The sequence below is a fragment of the Quatrionicoccus australiensis genome (assembly GCF_020510525.1).
Taxonomy (GTDB): Bacteria; Pseudomonadota; Gammaproteobacteria; order Burkholderiales; family Rhodocyclaceae; genus Azonexus; species Azonexus australiensis_B.
This window is the reverse complement of the sequence record NZ_CP075188.1, coordinates 1,175,822-1,195,203: the sequence shown is the minus strand read 5'-3', so window position 1 is coordinate 1,195,203 and position 19,382 is coordinate 1,175,822. Positions and strand designations below refer to the sequence as shown.

The 19,382-nt window shown below is 62.9% G+C and carries 18 protein-coding genes; 12 read left to right on the top strand and 6 right to left on the bottom strand.

All coding sequences use genetic code 11. The annotated features are described in order from the left end of the window. Positions 1-20: 20 nt before the first annotated feature. The 5 genes from KI612_RS05760 to KI612_RS05745 all read right to left on the bottom strand — a co-directional run bounded on the left by KI612_RS05760 (position 21) and on the right by KI612_RS05745 (position 7,090). Positions 21-1,037 (bottom strand): PDDEXK nuclease domain-containing protein, encoded by a 1,017-nt coding sequence (locus KI612_RS05760; protein WP_226442862.1) that lies wholly within the window; start codon positions 1,035-1,037, stop codon positions 21-23. Continuing rightward, the gene (locus tag KI612_RS05755; RefSeq protein WP_226444158.1) at positions 1,034-2,557 is read right to left on the bottom strand and encodes a restriction endonuclease subunit S; all 1,524 of its coding nucleotides are present in this window, start codon (positions 2,555-2,557) and stop codon (positions 1,034-1,036) included. Before KI612_RS05755 ends, KI612_RS05760 begins: the two co-directional genes overlap by 4 nt. After that, a complete protein-coding gene (locus tag KI612_RS19925; protein WP_404818095.1) occupies positions 2,557-2,862 on the bottom strand; it encodes a type I restriction-modification enzyme R subunit C-terminal domain-containing protein in 306 nt (101 codons plus the stop codon). The genes KI612_RS05755 and KI612_RS19925 overlap by 1 nt, the downstream gene beginning before the upstream one ends. Before the next feature lie 12 nt (positions 2,863-2,874). After that, positions 2,875-5,415 carry a type I restriction endonuclease subunit R gene (locus tag KI612_RS05750; protein ID WP_404818079.1) on the bottom strand — a complete coding sequence of 847 codons (2,541 nt, stop codon included), beginning with the start codon at positions 5,413-5,415 and terminating at the stop codon, positions 2,875-2,877. Between the two features lie 61 nt (positions 5,416-5,476). Then, a complete protein-coding gene (locus KI612_RS05745; RefSeq protein WP_226442861.1) occupies positions 5,477-7,090 on the bottom strand; it encodes a diguanylate cyclase domain-containing protein in 1,614 nt (537 codons plus the stop codon). Between the two features lie 250 nt (positions 7,091-7,340). Between KI612_RS05745 and creD the strand changes: the two genes are divergently transcribed. The 12 genes from creD to KI612_RS05685 all read left to right on the top strand — a co-directional run bounded on the left by creD (position 7,341) and on the right by KI612_RS05685 (position 17,877). Further along, complete coding sequence (gene creD, locus KI612_RS05740) at positions 7,341-8,672, top strand: cell envelope integrity protein CreD (RefSeq protein WP_226442860.1); 1,332 nt, start codon at positions 7,341-7,343, stop codon at positions 8,670-8,672. Positions 8,673-8,681: 9 nt separating this feature from the next. Next, a complete protein-coding gene (locus tag KI612_RS05735; RefSeq protein WP_226442859.1) occupies positions 8,682-10,151 on the top strand; it encodes a glycoside hydrolase family 3 N-terminal domain-containing protein in 1,470 nt (489 codons plus the stop codon). Next, positions 10,054-10,680, top strand: coding sequence for a DnaA regulatory inactivator Hda (hda, locus tag KI612_RS05730; protein WP_264180863.1), 627 nt, complete (start codon positions 10,054-10,056; stop codon positions 10,678-10,680). The genes KI612_RS05735 and hda overlap by 98 nt, the downstream gene beginning before the upstream one ends. Further along, positions 10,677-11,351, top strand: a complete 675-nt coding sequence (locus KI612_RS05725; RefSeq protein WP_226442858.1) for a histidinol-phosphatase — start codon at positions 10,677-10,679, stop codon at positions 11,349-11,351. Before hda ends, KI612_RS05725 begins: the two co-directional genes overlap by 4 nt. Next, positions 11,351-12,874 carry a mechanosensitive ion channel family protein gene (locus tag KI612_RS05720; RefSeq protein ID WP_226442857.1) on the top strand — a complete coding sequence of 508 codons (1,524 nt, stop codon included), beginning with the start codon at positions 11,351-11,353 and terminating at the stop codon, positions 12,872-12,874. Before KI612_RS05725 ends, KI612_RS05720 begins: the two co-directional genes overlap by 1 nt. A gap of 83 nt (positions 12,875-12,957) precedes the next feature. Further along, positions 12,958-14,301 carry a polynucleotide adenylyltransferase PcnB gene (gene pcnB, locus KI612_RS05715; RefSeq protein ID WP_226442856.1) on the top strand — a complete coding sequence of 448 codons (1,344 nt, stop codon included), beginning with the start codon at positions 12,958-12,960 and terminating at the stop codon, positions 14,299-14,301. Continuing rightward, a complete protein-coding gene (folK, locus tag KI612_RS05710) occupies positions 14,298-14,774 on the top strand; it encodes a 2-amino-4-hydroxy-6-hydroxymethyldihydropteridine diphosphokinase (RefSeq protein WP_226442855.1) in 477 nt (158 codons plus the stop codon). The genes pcnB and folK overlap by 4 nt, the downstream gene beginning before the upstream one ends. Positions 14,775-14,842: 68 nt before the next feature. Further along, positions 14,843-15,133 (top strand): DMT family protein, encoded by a 291-nt coding sequence (locus KI612_RS05705; protein WP_404818094.1) that lies wholly within the window; start codon positions 14,843-14,845, stop codon positions 15,131-15,133. Then, complete coding sequence (gene panB / locus KI612_RS05700; protein WP_226442853.1) at positions 15,134-15,952, top strand: 3-methyl-2-oxobutanoate hydroxymethyltransferase; 819 nt, start codon at positions 15,134-15,136, stop codon at positions 15,950-15,952. A 19-nt stretch (positions 15,953-15,971) separates the two neighbouring features. Further along, positions 15,972-16,796, top strand: a complete 825-nt coding sequence (panC, locus tag KI612_RS05695) for a pantoate--beta-alanine ligase (protein ID WP_226442852.1) — start codon at positions 15,972-15,974, stop codon at positions 16,794-16,796. Positions 16,797-16,897: 101 nt separating this feature from the next. After that, the gene (gene panD / locus KI612_RS05690) at positions 16,898-17,269 is read left to right on the top strand and encodes an aspartate 1-decarboxylase (protein ID WP_264180423.1); all 372 of its coding nucleotides are present in this window, start codon (positions 16,898-16,900) and stop codon (positions 17,267-17,269) included. Positions 17,270-17,367: 98 nt separating this feature from the next. Then, entirely contained in the window at positions 17,368-17,877 is a 510-nt protein-coding gene (locus KI612_RS05685; RefSeq protein ID WP_226442851.1) for a hypothetical protein, read from the top strand. Positions 17,878-17,934: 57 nt separating this feature from the next. Here KI612_RS05685 and KI612_RS05680 read toward each other — a convergent pair whose 3' ends face one another. Next, positions 17,935-19,275 carry an NYN domain-containing protein gene (locus KI612_RS05680; protein WP_226442850.1) on the bottom strand — a complete coding sequence of 447 codons (1,341 nt, stop codon included), beginning with the start codon at positions 19,273-19,275 and terminating at the stop codon, positions 17,935-17,937. Between the last annotated feature and the right edge of the window lie 107 nt (positions 19,276-19,382).

The window sequence follows — 19,382 nt, the reverse complement described above, 5'->3', positions numbered from 1 at the left end:
CCAGAATATCCTCGTTGCGATCATTCCTCACTCTCCAACAATCGCTGCCTGGCCATGGCAATGGACTGATGCAACTTAGCCTCCAGAATCTCGCGCGGCGGCAAAACCGTCAGGTAATCGGCAACGCGGATATTGCTCTGGTCCAGACGCATCAATTCGACATGCTCCTGATTCTTGCCGGTGCAAAGGATCAGGCCAATCGGCGTGTTCTCACCTTCCATCTGCTCGTATTTTTCGAGGTAGCGCAGATAAAGCTCCATCTGTCCTTTGTGCGCGGCCTCGAACTCGCCGATCTTGAGCTCCACCGCCACAAGGCATTTCAGGCGACGATGGAAAAACAGCAGGTCAATCCAGTAGTCCCGCCCGTCGATGACAATCCGCTTTTGCCGGGCCATGAACGCGAAGTCGCTCCCCAGTTCGATGATGACGCGCTGCAACTCCGCGAGGATCGAAGTCTCCAGATCCTTCTCCGAATAGCTGTCGGCCAAACCGAGGAAATCCAGCAGATAGGGATCGCGAAACGCCAGATCGGGCGACAGCTCGCCGCTCTCGCGCAGTTGCACCAATTCCTGCCGGATCGTTTCCTCCGGCTTGCGGGAAATGGCGGTGCGCTCGAACAACATCGAGCGCATGCGCTCCTGCAACTGACGAACGCTCCAGCCTTCCTGGCGACACATCGTCAGGTAGAAATCCCGTTTCAGCGCATCGTCCACCGGCAACATCAGGCGCAAATGCGACCAGCTCAATTGTGCACACAGCGTGTGCACAATCTCCGCCTCAGGGAAAACCTCAGCCATGCGCAGGCAGTCACGCAACTGGCGTGCGCCCCAGCCTCGCCCGAACTCCAGCGACAACTGCCCGGCCAGCGACTCGACCACCTGCTTGCCGTACTCGGCGCGCTCGCCCTGTAACACCTCATTGCGAATCCGCTGCCCGACCTGCCAGTAAAGCAGGCTCAACTCGCTATTCACCGCCTGCGCCACGCGGACGCGGGCGGAAACGATGAGCTGGCGGACATCGGCAAGCAGAAGACTCATGGCTGGCTCCCGGCAGAACGGCCACGGCGGGCCGGTTGGTTGGCGGAACGCGCGGTGCGGATGCGTTCGAGCAGGGTGGTGGCGGGTTCTTCGTTTTTGGCCTGTTTTACCAGTTGACCGTGGAAAGCCTTTTTCAGGATGGACTGGCGCAGCGCGTCGGCCTGTTGCAGCGCGGTGGCGAGGGTTAGTTCGAGTTGGTCGGCTTCGGAGAGTTTTTCAGCAAGCAGTTTTTCTATTTGTTGCTGTTCTTGCTCACTGCAAAGCGGATAGGCAAAACCTTCAACGGACTTGGTATTGAAGTGAATCAACGCAACCCCAACCATCTTTTGTTTTACGCGCCCCTGCGTTTGCCAGTTCATGTAGTAGGCCAACAAATGCGAGGAAACATGTCGCGGCGCTTTGACAATAACAAGGTCAGAGCAATTTGCCTCACCCAGATGCTCAGGGATCACACAAGAAACGCCAACAGAGCCTGACCGAACCACGACCACATCCCCCGCAGACAAGGCGGACTTGCTCAAGGACTGATGGAATCTTTCTGATACGAACTTTAAGCCTTCGGAATCAAAACGGTTTTCTCGAACATTCTGCGAACGCAAAAATGGCACCCCTTGTTCGATGTATTCGTTCTTCATAGGGCCTACGTAACCGACCGTTACTCGGTCGACCAACTCACCAACTCGAATCCATCCCCATCCTCCCGGCAATTCAGGCAACTCGGCGAGTTCTTCGGCAGTGAGCGGTGGCAGGAGCTTGGGGAATTTGGGTTTGGGGCCTGCTTGGCCGGCGGCTTGCCAGTCGGCGAGTTGTTGCTGGTAGCGGGCTTCGCGTTCGCGGGCGATGCGTTGTTGCAGGGCGGTGGCGGTTTCGAGCTGGTCGCGGTGGGCGGCGCGCCAGGCAGCGGTCAACTTGCCCTCGAAGGCATTTTTGAGCAGCGACTGGCGATAGACCTTGAGTTGTTCGCGGGCAGTTTTCAGGCTGGCCACGCCCTGATCGAGTTCGGAAAACAGTTCCTCGATCTTGGCGACGATGCGGTGTTGTTCAGCGGCGGGAGGCAGCGCGAAGGGAAATGAGGCCAACGCAACCGCTTCGATGCTCGCCACGGTAGTGCCATCTTTCGAGCACTTGCCAAGAATTTCACGCTGATTTGCCAACAACTGCCACGCAATGAATCTTGCGCTGATTTCGGGGGCCGGAACAAAAGCACGCATGTCCTGATTGATCGTCACTGGCAGATGGTTGATCGCTACGGGAAGGATGCGCGAAAGGATGCCAGAACGGACCACAACCAAAATGCTGCCCTCGGGAATCAGTGACAGTCTTGCCAAGGCTTTTTCGGAAACTAAATCTTCGCTTCCCCGTAAATCAAAAACCTTCATGTCCTTGGGCGAAACCCAAGGCACAGTTCCATCGCTCCATAAGGAGGCGTCAATTTTGGACGGTGTTGAGCCGCCAAAAGGTTGCGCAATGTCATTCAGGGTTGCAACACACCAGCTTTCTGGCAACGCAGCCGCACCCATCACGCCACCAACGCCTCATTCAGTTCATCCAGCAGCGGGTCCATGCCCTCGCCGAACAATTGCCACATCTTCCCCAGCCCGCCCTGACCAAAGGGAGGAAGCTCAAGATCGTTACGGTCGACGTGGCAGGAGTGGCAAATATGGTCGCGGAGCATGCGTAGCCAGTTCATCTGTTCTTCGTTGAATTTGTCGGTGCCGCCGGCGTGGTGCTGCATGATCCAGGTCTGGAAGTTCTTGCGCACGGTGTCGGCGAATGGGGTGATTTTGGCGTCCAGGCCGCAGACGCGGCGGATCAGGGCGACCAGCGCGGTCAGTTCCTATTCCGGCGGGGCGCCATTGTAGCTGTCCAGCTGGCAGTAGGCTTGCCAGATGCGCAGCGGGGCCAACTTCGGTTTGTCGGCCTTGAGCTTGTCGAGCACCTGGCGCACCAGCTTGAGCGTGACCTCGCGCCGCCGCCAGGGTTGGGCGAAGAAGATGCTGAGGGCTTCGATTTCGTCCCGGTTGGCGGCCAACCAGTCGGCGAATTCGCCGGTCAATGCTTCGGCGTTGGCGGCGCTGTCCTGGCTCCAGCCGGCGTAGGTCAGGTGATCGAGGGTGTCGTGGTCGATGGTCTGTTCTTTTTCGCGGCGGATGGTGTCGATCAGTTCGATGAATTCGCCGTTCATCAGCGCCGCGGCTTCGCCGACCAGTTGCTGCTGGGCTTGGTCGCGCAAGGTGTCGCCGGGGTCGTTGCCGATGGGTAATTCCGCCAGTTCGAGGGCGCGGGCTTCGATGAGGTCGCCGTCGATGGCGTTGAACAGTTTGCTGATCAGGTGGCTGAGTTCGACGCCGCCGGCCGCTTCGCGCAGACGGCGCTGGTCGTCGGCGTCGAGCTGCTTGTTGAGCCGGGCCAGGCGACCGGCCAGCGAGGAGACGCTGTCGGTGTCGCAGGCGCCCATCAGGATGCCCATCGCAAGATCCTTGAGCGGCACGCCGGGCTTGGTGATCAGCGGCTGACTGGCAGTCTTCAGCGATTTGGTGACGCCAATGGCGTCGACGATGACGTAGTGAGTCTTGGCGGTTTTGGCGCTGGGGGTGACTTTCTTGAGGTCGTCCATGTCCAGCGTGCGGGTGCCGCGACCTTTCATCTGCTCGAAGTAGTTGCGGCTTTTGACGTCACGCATGAAGAGCAGGCATTCGAGCGGCTTGACGTCGGTGCCGGTGGCGATCATGTCGACGGTGACGGCGATGCGCGGGTGGTATTCGTTGCGGAACTGGGCAAGGATGGATTTGGGGTCTTCGCCACGGTCGACCGTGCCATCGGGCAGTTTTCTGTCTTGCGTGGCGCGGTAGGTGACTTTCTTACAGAAAGCGTTGCCCTCGCCGAATTCCTCGCGCACGGTGTTGATGATGTCGTCGGCGTGGCTGTCGGTTTTGGCGAAGATCAAGGTCTTCGGGACTTCCTCGCGACCGGGGAAGATGGCCGGCAGGTTGTCGCGGAAGGCGCGGACGACGGTGCGGATCTGGTCCGGGTTCACGATGTCGCGGTCGAGTTGCTTGGCGGTGTAGGCGGCGTCTTCGTCCTGCTGTTCCCAACGCTTTTTGCGCGTCAGGCGTTCGCGCTTTTCGACCTGCTGCTGGGCGGCGATGACGCCGCCTTGCTGGGTGACCAGGGTGTCGATCAGGTAGATTTCATTGCCGACATTGACCCCGTCGGCGACGGCCTTTTCATGGCTGTAGTCGCTGACGACGTTCTTTTTGAAGAAGCCGTAGGTACGGTTGTCGGGCGTGGCGGTGAGGCCGATCAGGCTGGCGTCGAAGTAGTCGAGCACCTGCTGCCAGAGGTTGTAGATGCTGCGGTGGCATTCGTCGATGAAGATGAAATCGAAGAACTCGGGCGGGATTTTGGCGTTGTAGGCGACGGGCGCAGGCGCTTTCGGCTGGACCAGTTCGGCCGGGTTGATTTCTTCGGCGGCTTCGTCAAGTTCCTTGTCCTGCAACAGCGAATAGAGGCGCTGGATGGTCGAGATGCAGACGTCGGCGCCCTTGTCGACGAAGCTGCTTTTCAGGCGCTGGACGCTGTAAAGCTCGGTGAATTTGCGGTTATCGTCGATGGGCACATAGGCCATCATTTCCTGCTCGGCCTGCTCGCCGAGGTTCTTGGTATCGACCAGGAAGAGCACGCGCTTGGCGTCGGCGTGCTTCAACAGCCGGTAGATGCTGGTAATGGCGGTGTAGGTCTTGCCGGCCCCGGTGGCCATCTGGATCAACGCGCGCGGCCGGGCTTCGCGGAAGGACTGTTCGAGATTGGTGATCGCCGTTTCCTGGCAATCGCGCAGGCGCAGTTGGGCGGCCGGCAGATGCGCGGGGTTGAGCGGAGGCAACTCGGCGAGGCGGGCGCGCAGGCTTTCATCCTCGGTCAGCCAGTCGCGCAGGGTTTCCGGGCGGTGGAAGCTGAAGATTTCACGCGAACGTGGCTTGGGGTCGCGGCCATCGGTAAAGCGGGTGACGATGCCGGTTGCTTCGTAGAGGAAGGGCAGCGGCTGCTTGTTATTGACCCACTTGAGTTTGGCGGCGGCGTAGCCTTCGGTCTGCGTTTCGTGCACGGTCAGGTGCTGGCCTTCTTCCTCGCGCTTGGCTTCGATGACGCCGACCGCCTGCTTGTTGATGAAGAGCACGTAGTCGGCGGGACCGACGTCGGTTTGCCATTCGCGCACGGCGACACCGATTGCGGCAGCAAAATTGACCTTGTTCTTGGCTTGCACCACCCAGCCGGCGGCGCGCAGTTGCGCGTCGATGCGGTCGCGGGCTTGTTGTTCTGGATTCTGGTTTTCGGTCATCGGGGAACCGGCCTGTGCCGCATGGGTCAAGCTCGGCATGATATAGCGCCGCCCACAGCCATGCCAACCGAATGCTCAAGGCGGGTAACGCAGCCCCGCCTCAATCCACCCGATGCGCAAAGCGGCTGCAGTTGCGGCCGGCGCGTTTGGCGTCGTACATCGCGGCGTCGGCCTGGGCGATCAGCGATTCGATGTCTTCGGCGTCGTCGGGCAGGCAGGCGATGCCGATGCTGGCGCCGATCGAATAGCTCGCACCATCGATCAGGTAAGGCTCGGAGAGACGGGCGATGACCTTGTCGGCCATGCGGGTCAGGCATTCACGGTCGCGGACGTCGGTCAGCAGCACGACGAATTCGTCGCCGCCGAAACGCGCCACCATGTCGGCCTGACGGAAGCCTTCGCCGAGACGAACCGCAACTTGCTGCAAGACCATGTCACCGGCTTCGTGGCCGTGCCGGTCGTTGATCGGCTTGAAGCCGTCGAGGTCGATGAACATCAGGGCCAGACGGCCCTTCTGGCGCATGCTCAGGGCCACGGTCTGCTGCGCCCGCTTGAGGAAGGAAAGACGATTGGGCAGGCTGGTCAGCGTGTCGTGGTGCGCCAGTTCCGTCATGCGCAACTCCTTTTCCCTGACCCGGGCGACCAGGAAGTTGAAGCCATCGACCATGTCGCCGACTTCGTCATGGCGCACGCGCACCAGCGGCGCCAGCGGTGCCTCACCACTGGCCATCCGGTGCATCTGGCGGGCCGCCTCGCGCAAGGGCCGAAAGAGCCGGAACAAGACGGCGCCGAAAATCAGGATGACGATCACGCCGGCGACCGTGCCGATTTTCAGCAACATGCGGCGCGCCTCGTCGACCGAGCTGAAGGCTTCCGCCGTCGGCATGCGGGCGACGACGAACCAGTCGGCGGCATGCACACTGGCAACTCCGGCCAGTTCCTCGACGCCGGCCGCATTGACCGTCCGGCCAACGCCCCGCCAACCGGCCATCGCCCGGTCGTGCAGCGGATTGATGCCGGATGCCGGCGTCGGCTTCAGACGCATGTCCGGTTGCAGCGCCGTCACGAAGAGCTGATCCCGTGGCGAAACCAGAAGAAAGCCACCGGTCGAGCCTATCTTGTTGCCCTGGATCAGGTTGAGAAAACCCGGCGCATCGAGCGCCGTGGCACCGGCAATGATCGCCAGCACATGCCCCTGCGCATCGTGCACGGGCACCGCCATGGCGATGACTCCCTGATGCGAGATGCGCCCGACGGTCGGCTTGCCAATGGCAAAACCACCTTGATCGCGCGCCATCAGGAACCAGTCCAGCATCGCAAAGTTGAATTGTCGCCGCCCCGGCAAAACCGGGTAATCGGCCAGTGCGCCCCGGCCGTTGGGTGGCAGCACGGCAAGCCCGAGCGAAAAATGCGGCGCCAGCGCATGCCGCTCGGCCAGCCAGGCCTCGAGCGCCACCGGCTTGCCGAGCAGGGCAGGCGGCAATTGCCGGGCCAGGGTTTCGAGAAGAATCTTGCGCTGGTTGATTTTCTCGTCGATGTCCTTGGCCACGTAGCTCGCATCGGACAGCAGATGCGCCGAAACGGTCACTTCGATGCTGTCGTGCATGCTGGTGGAGAGCAGCGCAAAGCGAATAACCGTGCCGATCACGGTAATCAGCACGCCGACCAGGACGGCGCGAACGACAAGACTGTTGGCGAAACGACGAACTTGCATGTTGGGGGAGCTTTCCTGGCTGCGCTTGGGCGCATTATTTTCAACAATGTTACCAAACAAGGATGACTCGAACAGTCACGATTGATGCAGCTTTCCACCTCGCATACGAAATTGGCGAATCCAGGCGGTCGACCGCTGCGTCACATTTAAAACCCGACTTCACATTCGCTTCACAGGCCTTCACCCCGGCTTCGTCAACGGTTCACGCCGGCCGCCCAGACTGGCATCACTTTCAACAAGGGAGCCTGTCATGGACAAGAAACTGCTGTACAAGATGCTGGCCATCGGCCTGATGACCATCCTGCTGCTCATTCCGCTCGGCCTGATCGAGGACCAGATCCGGGCGCGCAGCAATCGCCAGAACGAGGTGCAGCAAAACATCGCCAACAGCGCGGCCGGCGCGCAGACGCTGAGCGGCCCGGTGATCGCCCTGCGCTACCACGAGGCGGTCGAGCCGGAAGTCAGCAAGGACCCGGAAAGCGGCCGCCTGATCCGGACCCCGCGCTACGTCGTCAAAACCCGCCTGCTGCCGCCGGAAACCCTGAACATCAGCGGCGAGGCCAAGGTCGAGGCGCGTAACCGCGGCATCTACCAGGCCCGCCTCTTCCACCTCAACCTGCAGGCCGCCGGCCGTTTCGTGATTGCCCCGCTCGGCGGCGAGGCCGGCGCGATCAGCAATGTCGAGGCGACGCTGATCCTCGGCCTGAGCGATCCGCGCGGCGTCGACAGCGACCCGGAAGTCAGCATCAACGGCCAGCGCCGCCGCTTTGCCTCGCCCAGCGGCAAGACGAAGAGCGACGCCGAACTGCCCATGCCGCAACTGAGCATCGCGCTCGGCAGCATCGACCCGGCCCAGGGCGCCACTTTCAATTTCAGCTTTCCGCTGCAGTTGACCGGTACGGAGCGCTTTGCCATCGCACCGAGCGGCGAGGCGAACAGCGTCCAGCTCAAGTCGGACTGGCGGCATCCCAATTTCGGCGGCCGCTTCCTGCCGCGCGAACGCCAGATCAGCGCCGACGGTTTCAGCGCGCACTGGGAGATCTCGCACCTGGCTCGCAATTTCGCCAACACGCTGAACCCGGCCAGCGGCGAAGTGCTCAGCGTCGACTTCGTCGACCCGGTCAATGTCTATCTGCAGGCCGAACGCGCCATCAAGTACGGCATCCTCTTCGTCGCGCTGACCTTCGCCGGCTTTTTCCTGACCGAGATCCTGCGCCGCTCGCCGATCCACCCCATGCAATACCTGCTGGTCGGCCTCGCGCTGGCGATCTTCTTCCTGCTCCTGATCGCACTTTCCGAGCATCTGCCCTTTGTCGTCTCCTACGGCCTGTCGTCCGCCGCCTGCATCCTGCTGATCGGCACCTACCTCGCCGGCGCGCTCGGCGGCACCCGCCAGGGCTTCGCCTTTGCCGGCGGCCTGACCGGGCTGTACGGCGTGCTCTACGGCGTCCTGCTCTCGGAAGACAACGCGCTGCTGATGGGCGCCATCCTGCTCTTCCTGGCGCTCGCCACCACCATGCTTGCCACGCGCCGCCTCGACTGGTACCGCATCGGCGCCAGCCTCAACCCGACCGTCGAGTAAGGCAAGACGATGTTGCGACCACTCTGTCGCCTGCTCCGCCCGGCCCCCGGCTGGGCGGCAGTTTGCCTGCTGCTCGGCGTCGCCTGGCATCTCAAGCATCCCTTGCTCCATGTCTGGCGCGCCTGGGAAACGCCGGCTCTGCTGCTGATCGGCATGACCGGCGCCGGGTTCGCCCTGCGCCGGCCCGGCGGCAACCGCCGCCTGCTCGGCATGGCGCTGCTCGCTCTGGTCGCGCTCACCCTGTACCGCGAGCTGGAATTCCAGTTGCAGCGCGCCAGCGTGCTAGCCGCCGATGCCGACATGCGCCGGCTGGGCAGGCATTTCATCGTCGGCTTCGAGCACTTCGACGATCTCGAGCCGCTCGCCGCGCGCGGCCTGATCGGCGGCATCTATCTGACCCGGCGCAATGTGCGCCACAGTTCGCCCGGCCTAGTCGCCGCTGCCATCGCCCGCTTGCAGCAGCTGCGCCAGCAGAACGGCCTGCCGCCGCTGATCGTCGCCGCCGACCAGGAAGGCGGCAGCGTGGCCCACCTCTCGCCGATGCTGGCCAACCTGCCGCCGCTATCCAGTCTGCTTGAGCGGGAAGGCGGCAGCCTGCATGAGCGGGCCCGCCGCTATGGCGAGGAACAGGGCGCCGGCCTGGCGCGGCTCGGCGTCAATCTCAATTTCGGCCCGGTCGTCGATCTGCGCCCGCAGCGGCCCGTCGCCGACGACATGCTGACCAACATCGGCGCCCGTGCCATCTCGGCCGATCCGCTGCTGGTCAGCGAAGTCGCCGACGGCTACATCACCGGCCTGAGCAACAACGGGGTGCGCGCGACACTGAAGCATTTCCCCGGTCTCGGCCAGGTGCGCCAGGATACCCATCTGAAGGCCGCCCGCCTCACCGCCACACCAACCGCGCTGGCGGCCGACTGGCTGCCCTTCCGCGCCCTGGGCGGGCAGCCGGCGACCGCGATCATGCTCGGCCATGTGACGCTGGACAGCATCGATCCGGCGCACGCCGCCTCGCACTCGGCCGCCGTGGTTGCCGGCCTGCTGCGCCGCGACTGGGGCTACGCCGGCATCCTGATTACCGACGATCTCAACATGGGCGCCGTCTATCAACGCGGCATCGGCCGGGTGGCCAGCGAAGCGCTTGCCGCCGGCGTCGACCTGGTCCTCGTTTCCTACGATCCGGACCAGTATTTCCGCGCCCTCTACGGCGCAGCACAAGCGCTCAAGGCCGGCAAAATCGGGCAAAAAACGCTGTCGACCGCCTGGCAACGCCTGGAAAGCTTCAACGCCACCCGGCAAGCACCGGCGATTGCCGGCAGCGATGCTAAAATCGCCACCCTTGTTTCCTACCCGCCCCATGATGCGCCAGCTGATTCTCGACCTGTTGCCGGAAAGCCCGCCTTCGCTCGACAACTTCGTCGCCGGCGGCAATGCGGAAACGGTCGCCGCCCTGACCGGCTGGCTGGCCGGCGAACGGCGTGACACCTCGTTCTGCCTGTGGGGCGAATCCGGTTGCGGCCGCTCGCACCTGCTGCAGGCGAGCACTTTCACGCTGGTCGATGCGGCGCTAGATCCGTCCCTGGGCAGCGCCCCGGCAGCCGAGCAGCTCGCGGTCGACAACGTCGATGCCTTGAACGAGGTCGGCCAGATCGCCCTGTTCAACCATTTCAATCGCCTGAAAATGAGCGACGGCATGCTGTTGACCGCCGCACCGCAGCCACCGGTCCACCTCGCGCTGCGCGAGGATTTGCGCACCCGCCTGGGCTCCGGCCTGATCTACCGCCTGCAGCCGCTGTCCGACGCCGAGAAGGCCGCCGCCGTCGCCGCCCAGGCGAAGGAACGCGCCCTCAAGCTGACGCCGGAAGTGATCGCTTACCTGATGCGCCACGCGCCGCGCGACATGCGCACGCTGTCGATGCTGGTCGTCGCCCTCGATCAATACACCCTCGAACAGAAACGGCCGGTCACCCTGCCGCTGCTGCGCGAACTGCTCAATATGGAAAACGCATGAACCTCGCTCTTTTTGACTTGGACAATACCCTCCTCTCCGGCGACTCCGATTTTGAATGGGCGCAGTTCCTGATCAGCAAGGGCGTCGTCGACCGCGAAGTACAGGAAGCCAAGAACGTCCAGTTCTACGAACAGTACAAGGCCGGCACCCTCGACATCCATGAATTCCTCGCCTTCCAGCTCGCCCCGCTCGCCCGTCACAGCCGCGCCGAACTCGATGCCTGGCACGCCGAGTACATGGAAAAGCACATCCGCCCGATCATGAGCAGCGAAGGCCTCGACGTCGTGCGCCAGCACCTCGACAACGGCGACCTGTGCGCCATCGTCACCGCCACCAACACCTTCGTCACCGGCGCGATTGCCCGCGCCTTCGGCATTCCGCACCTGATCGGCACGATCCCGGCGGTCGACGTGCAAACCGGGGCGTTTACCGGCGCGCCGAGCGGCGTACCGTCCTTCCGTGAAGGCAAGATCGTCCGCGTCGAAGCCTGGCTCGAATCGCTCGGCCTGTGGTGGGGCAGTTTCGAGGACAGCTTCTTCTACAGCGACTCGCACAACGACCTGCCGCTGATGGGCAAGGTCAAGACGCCGGTCGCGGTCGATGCCGATGAAAAACTGCAGGCGCACGCCGACGCGCATGACTGGATCTCGATCAGCCTGCGCAACGCCTGATGCTGAACATCCCCTTTCTCAGCCGCGAAGCTCCGCTCACCTTCCTCGCCCTCGGTTTTCTGCTGCTCCTGATCTGGCAGCCGCTGAAGCCGCTGCGCCGCTCGCTGATCAATACCAGCGTCTTTTTCGCCGCCTGCCTGCTCGGCGACCTGCTCGCCGGCCTCCTCCTTGCCGACCAGGCAATGACCGCCGCTGCCCGCTGGCTGCGCCAGATGAGCATTTTCGGCGAGGGCCTGGCGGTGATCCGCTTCGCCGGCCTTGCCCTGTTCAATGTCGCCCTGCCGCGCGTACGCATCCACATCGCCGGCATCCTGGCCGACATCCTGGTCATCATCGGCTACATCGGCTGGGGCTTCTTCCGCCTCAACCAGTCCGGCGTTGAACTGACCCACCTGTTCGCCACCTCCGCCATCCTGACCGCGGTGCTCGCCATCTCGATGCAGGACACGCTGGGCAACCTGCTCGGCGGCCTCGCGCTGCAGATGGACAACTCACTGGAAATCGGCGACTGGATCAGGGTCGACGACCTGTCAGGCCGGGTTACCGACATCCAGTGGCGTTACACCGCCCTGCTCACGCGCAACGGCGAAAAGGTCATCGTTCCCAACAGCCAACTGATGAAGGGGCGTTACTACATCATTTGCGACAAGAACAGCGAGCACCCGGCCTGGCGGCGCAGCATCGACTTCAACATCGACCTCGCGGTACAGCCCGGCCGCCTGATCCCGCTGATCGAGGCAGACATTGCCGCGGCGACGATCAGCAACGTCGCACCTGACCCGGCACCGAGCTGCGTGCTGATGAATTTCGGCCCCGGTTACGCCCACTACACGCTGCGCTACTGGCTGCACAACCCGCTGCCCGACGACCTCACCGACTCCGATGTGCGCACGCACGTACTCGCCACGCTGCAACGCAACGGCATCCGCCTCGCCACCGACGATCACACCATCCACCTCGTCGAGGAAGGTGCCGCACATCGCGAAGAGGTACAGAGCCGCGAATTGAAACGCCGCTTGCAGGCGATCAACTCGATCGAGCTGTTTGCCCGCTTCGATGACAGCGAAAAGCGCCATCTCGCCGAACACCTGATCAACGCGCCATTCGCGCGCGGCGACATCCTCACCCGCCAGGGCGCCATCGCCCACTGGCTGTACATCATCGTCAATGGCGAGGCCGAAGCCTGGTGGCAACCGCCGGAAGGCCCCCGCCGCCTGCTGGAAAAGCGTGGCCCGGGCAGCGTCTTCGGCGAAATCGGCCTGATGACCGGGGCGCCGCGCCGGGCCACGGTGATCGCGACCAGCAATGTCGAGGCCTACCGCCTCGACAAGGAAGGTTTCCAGGAAATCATCCAGCAGCGCCCCGAGCTGGCCGACAGCCTGTCCGGCATTCTCGAAGCCCGCCTGCAGCGCTTTGCCGAGCTCGAACATGGTTACCACCAGGGGCGCAACGAAGCACAGCAGAAAGTCCCGGGCAGTGCCGCAATCGGCAGGAAAATCCGCGAGTTCTTTGGTCTGGATTGATGCCAATTCGATGAAAAATCATCACTTTGCGGTAGAATCGCTTCTTTTCCGCAGCGCAGCAAGCGCTCAATGATCGGTAATAAGTGATCCGCAAATTCATTTCCCGCGTTCTAGGCGGCAAAAAACCCAGGGCCGGCCACCATGAGCCGGCCGTCATCCCCGTCTCCACCCACGGCATCACCCGCGACCGGATCAGTTCCGGCAGCCGGCGTGTTTGCGAAACCCTGCAGGAACACGGCCACAAGGCCTATGTCGTCGGCGGCGCCGTACGCGACCTGCTGATCGGCGCCGAGCCGAAGGATTTCGACATCGCCACCGATGCCACGCCGGAAGAAGTGCGTCGCCACTTCCGCCGCGCCCGCATCATCGGCCGCCGCTTCCAGATCGTGCATGTGATGATGGGCCAGGAAACCCTCGAGGTCACCACCTTCCGCGGCACCCTGGACGAGAAGACGAAAACCGACGAACACGGCCGCGTGCTGCACGATAACGTCTTCGGCAGCCATGCCGAGGATGCCGCCCGCCGCGACTTCACCGCCAATGCGCTGTATTACGATCCGGCCACCGAAGCGGTCATCGACTATCACCACGGCGTCGGCGATCTCAAGCAGAAAACCCTGCGCATGATCGGCGAGCCGCGCACCCGCTACCGCGAAGACCCGGTGCGCATGCTGCGTGCCGTGCGTCTCGCCGCCAAGCTCGGCCTGTCGATCGACCCGGAAGCCAAGAAGCCTATCCGCGAGATGGCCGTGCTGCTCGAAAACGTGCCGGCTGCCCGCCTCTTCGACGAAATGCTCAAACTGCTGACCTCGGGCCATTCCGTCAAGTGCATCACCCAGTTGCGCGACGAAGGCCTGCATCACGGCCTGCTGCCGCTGCTCGACGTCATTCTCGACCAGCCGATGGGCGAGAAATTCATCATGCTCTCGCTCGCCAACACCGATGCCCGCGTACGCAAGGGCAAGGGCATCTCGCCCGGTTTCCTGTTCGCGACACTGCTCTGGCACGAAGTGCTGGCACACTGGGAAAAGCTCAAGAACAAGGGCGAAGCCAAGATCCCGGCGCTTTACCAGGCCATGGACACGGTGCTCGACGTGCAGGGCGAAAAGCTCGCCATCACGCGCCGCATCGCCGGCGACATCAAGGACATCTGGGCCCTGCAACCGCGCTTCGAACAGCGCGCCGGCAAGCGCCCCTACGCCCTGCTCGAGCAGCCGCGCTTCCGCGCCGGCTACGACTTCCTCGTGTTGCGCGCCGAGTCCGGTGAGCTCGACATGGAAGTCGCGGACTGGTGGACGCGCTTCCAGGCGGTCGACGGTGAAGAAAGGGCAGAAATGCTGCTGCCGGAACAGGCTGCCGACAAGAAACGCCGCCGCCGGCGCAAGAAGCCTGCGGCCGCGGGCGGCGAATCCAGCAGCGCCGAATGAACCTCGCCTACGTCGCGCTGGGCGCCAACCTCGGCGACCCGGCGAGCACCGTCCGCGCTGCCTTCGGTGCCCTGGCCAACCTGCCGGAAAGCCGCGTCGTGCATACCTCGTCGCTGTACCGCACGGCACCGGTCGGCCTTGCCGACCAGCCCGACTTCATCAACGCCGTCGCTGCACTGGAAACAACGCTGGCGCCGGAAAGCCTACTCGACGCGCTGCTCGACCTGGAAAACCGCTTCGGTCGCCTGCGTGCCGAGAAAAACGGCCCGCGCACGCTCGATCTCGACCTGCTGCTCTACAACGACCAGTTTCTCGACCTGCCGCGCCTGCAATTACCGCATCCGCGCCTGCACCTGCGCGCCTTCGTCCTGCAGCCGCTGGCTGAAATCTCCCCCGACCTGGTCATCCCCGGCCGCGGCAGCATCGCTGCCTGGCTGCCGGCCGTCGCCAACCAGGGCATCGTCCGCCTGTGAATTTCCCTGGTTTCAACCTGCCGGTTCTCTGGCAGACGGTGATCCTGCTTGCTTTGTCGAATGTCTTCATGACTTTCGCCTGGTATTCGCACCTGAAAAACCTCAATGACAAGCCGTGGTGGATTGCCGCGCTGTTTTCCTGGGGCATCGCACTGTTCGAGTACCTGATCCAGGTGCCGGCCAACCGCATCGGCCACACCGAGATGAGCCTCGGCCAGCTCAAGATCCTGCAGGAAGTCATCACCCTCGCCGTTTTTGTGCCTTTCGTGATTTTTTACATGGATCAGCCGCTGAAGCTTGACTACCTGTGGGCTGCCCTGTGTATCCTAGGCGCTGTCTATTTCGTTTTCAGGACCTGAATGTCTGCACAAGTCGTCACCCGCCGCCTGACCCAGGCCGACCTCGCCAAGCTCTACCAGGCGGGCGAAAAGGTCAGCATGTTCACCTGCTACGACGCCAGCTTCGCCCGTCTGCTCGACGGTGCCGGCGTCGAGACGCTGCTGATCGGCGACTCGCTGGGCAATGTCATCCAGGGACATGACACGACGCTGCCGGTCACTGTCGCCGACATCGCCTACCACACCGCCGCCGTCAAGCGCGGCAGCGACCGCCCCTTCATCATCGCTGACATGCCCTTCGGCAGTTACCAGGAATCGCCGGAACAGGCCTTCCGCAATGCGGTGACCCTGATGGCCGCGGGCGCCCAGATGGTCAAGCTCGAAGGCGGCCAGGAAATGGCAGCCACGGTCGAATTCCTGACCCACCGCGGCATCCCCGTTTGCGGCCATCTCGGCCTGACGCCGCAGTCGGTGCATGCGCTGGGCGGTTACAAGGTCCAGGGCAAGGGCGAAGCCGCCGCGCAACGCCTGAAGGATGATGCGCAGGCCCTGCAGCGTGCCGGTGCGACCATGCTCGTGCTGGAAGCGATCCCGGCCCAGCTGGCGAGCGAAGTCACCGCCGACCTCAACATCATCACCATCGGCATCGGCGCCGGCCGCGACTGCTCCGGCCAGGTACTGGTGCTGCACGACGCCTTCGACATCCCCCCCGGCAAGAAGGCCAAGTTTGTCCGCAATTTCATGGATGGCGCCAGCAGCATTGCCGATGCCGCCAGCCGTGCCGTTGCCGCCATCAAGGATGGCAGCTATCCGGGTCCGGAACATACCTACGCCGGCTAATTTCGCAGCGAGTATTCACATGCAAATCCATTCCAGCATCGCCGACCTGCGTGCGGCGCTCAAGGGACGCGGCCGCGTTGTTTTCGTGCCGACCATGGGCAACCTGCACGCCGGTCACATCAGCCTGATGACCCAGGCGCGCGCCCATGGCGACACCGTGGTTGCCAGCATCTTCGTCAATCGCATCCAGTTCGGCCCGAACGAGGACTTCGACAAGTATCCGCGCACCTTCCAGGCCGACTGCGACAAACTGGCCGCCGCCGGCGTTGACGTGCTGTTCGCACCGACCGAGGCTGACCTCTACCCCGAGCCGCAAGAATATCTGGTTGAGCCACCGGCCATCCAGAACATCCTCGACGGCGAATTTCGCCCCGGCCACTTCCGCGGCGTCGCCACCGTGGTCCTCAAGCTGTTCAACATTGTCCAGCCACAGGCTGCACTGTTCGGCAAGAAGGATTACCAGCAGCTGATGGTGATTCGCAACATGACGCGCCAGCTGGCCCTGCCGATCGACATCATCGGCGGCGAAACGGTACGCGCCGAGGACGGCCTGGCCCTTTCATCACGCAACGGTTACCTGACAACGGAGCAACGCGCCGAGGCGCCGCGCCTGTATCGCGAGCTGAACCGCATTCGCGACGCCCTGCGCAATGGCGAAACCGACATCGCGAAACTGGAAAAAGGCACGCTGGATGCGTTGACCGCTGCCGGCTGGCAGAGCGATTATGTTGCAGTGCGACAACAGTCCGACCTGTCTATGCCGAAAGGCGTAGACGCCCCAATGGTCGTGCTTGCCGCCAGCCGACTGGGAACAACACGGCTCATTGATAACATTGAGATTTGACGCCCTTCCGCCGGGCATAAAAAGATCGTTGACAGCGGTTTTGTAGGGGCTACAATTCGCATCCCCCAACCATCTGGATGAGTGAAACCATGCAGAGAACAATGCTGAAATCCAAGTTGCATCGCGTGACAGCAACCCACGCCGACCTGCACTACGAGGGTTCCTGTGCCATTGATGAAGACCTGCTCGAAGCCGCCAACATCAAGGAATACGAACAGATCGACATCTGGAACGTAAACAATGGCGAGCGTTTCACCACCTATGCAATTCGTGCTGAACGTGGTTCTGGCGTCATCTCCGTCAACGGCTCGGCTGCCCGCCGTGCTGCACCTGGCGACATCCTGATCATTGCGACCTTTGCGGTCTATAACGAAGTCGAACTGGCCAAGCACGAGCCGGAGCTGATTTACGTTGATTCGCAGAACCGCATCGTCCGTCGCGGCCACAAGATCCCGGTGCAAGCCGCCGCCTGATCCTGTCGTTCGCCGGACCCGAAAAAACCCGCCCTCCGGCGGGTTTTTCTTTGTGTACAATGCCCCGCAGAATTTCATAAAAACACTGGAGACAAACCATGGGCGTTGTTTTCGCCAAGACCCCGAAGGGGCATGACGAAATCGCCACCAAGGCCGGGGGGCTGACGCCCCGCGTCCGACGGGTGCTGATTTTTGTGGATGGCAAACGCAGTGTCGACGAATTGCGCGGCATGCTGCAATCCGACGACTTGCAACACACCTTGGGCATGCTGGAGGAGGAAGGCTACATCGAACTTGCCGGCCTGACCGACAAGGGCGGGCAGAATGTGGCCGTACAGGCGCCGCTGCCATCGATTACCGCCTTTCGCGAATTGCCGGGCGACCACGACCCGGTCGACCTGCAGCGGGCACGCAATTTCATGACCAACACGCTGAAAGCCTTCAACGGCACACTCGGTGCAAGTTCGCTGCTCGACCGCATCGAGGAGGCGGCCGGCCATGCGGGTCTGCGGGCGCTCTACGACGAGTGGTATCACACCATCGTGATGACACGTGAAGGCAAACGCGAGGCCGAATCGCTGCGCAGCAAGCTGCTGCAGGTGATCTGAGGACGGCAGACAAAAAAAGGGCAGCTCGCGCTGCCCTTGCTGCATCTCCGGGGAGGCTCAGCTCTCTGCAGCCTCGCTCGCCTTCGGCTTGCGTGCCCGCGGGGTACGGGCCGGACGCTTAGCATCCTTGGGCTTGGCCGGGCTCTTCTCGCCGTCCTTGGCCTTGCGGCTGGCCGCCTTTTTCTCCTTCGGCGCAGGGTCGACCGCTGCCGCCACCTCGACTGCCACCGGCATGTCGACCTTAGCCGGCTCGGCAGCCTTGCGCGGCCTGCGGGCACCACGCCGCGGCTTGGCCTCGACGCTTTCTGCTGACTCCGGCGCAACGGGTGCCACGGCGGCGGCTTCGCTCACCGATGCCGGCGCTTCGAGCGCGGCAAGCTCGACAGCCTCGTTCGCAACGACGACTTCCGCCTGAGCCGTTCTGTCCTTGCCGTTGCGCGAACGGCGACCACCGCGGCGACGCGGATTGCCGGAAGTCTCGACTTCGGACGCTGGCGTTTCGGTTTTTGCCGTTTCCGTGACGTCGACCGCTGGCACTTCGGCGACGGCAGGGACTTCGCCGGCACTCTCTGTTTCAGCAACGGCCGGACGCTGTGGCGCACGGAAAACATAGGCCCCCTTGTCGTCACGGCCGAAGCCGAGCAAACCGCGGCCGGCCGCTTCTTCCAGCAGGTTGCCGAAAGAGCGGAAGCCGTAATAGTTTTCGTTGAAACCGGGGTTGCGGCGCTTGACCACTTCCTTGAGCACCGAAGCCCAGATGCGCTCGCTCTCGCCGCGATCGGCGATCAGGTCGACGAAGGTGGTGGAGACGATATCGACCGCCTTGCTCTTGCGCTCTTCCTGCTTTTCGCTGCGCTTGGCTTCTTCTTCCGGCGAACGCTTCTCGCGCTCGCGGCGCTGGCCGCCACGGCTGGAGTCGCGGTCGCGCACGAGGTCGTCGTAGTAGATGAATTCGTCGCAATTGGTGACCAGCAGGTCGGAACAGGACTGTTTGACGCCGACGCCGATCACCCGCTTGGCGTTTTCGCGCAGCTTGGAAACCAGCGGCGAGAAGTCGGAATCGCCGGAGATGATCACGAAGGTATCGACGTGCGACTTGGTGTAGCAGAGGTCGAGCGCATCAACCACCATGCGGATGTCGGCCGAGTTCTTGCCGGACTGGCGCACATGCGGGATCTCGATCAGCTCGAAATTGGCCTCGTGCATCGCGGCCTTGAAGCCCTTGTAACGCTCCCAGTCGCAATAGGCCTTCTTGACGACGATGCTGCCCTTGGCGAGCAGACGCTCGAGAACCGGGCGGATATCGAATTTTTCGTACTGGGCGTCACGGACGCCAAGCGCGATATTTTCGAAATCGCAGAACAGCGCCATGCTGACATTATCGTTGGGTGCGGCCATGAAGTTCATCCAGAGAGAGGGTGACGGAGTATACCGCCAGCGGGAGTATCTCCGACGGTGATCCGCATCTAGTCCGAAAGAGGTATTGCTCGCCGGACGGGGCAATG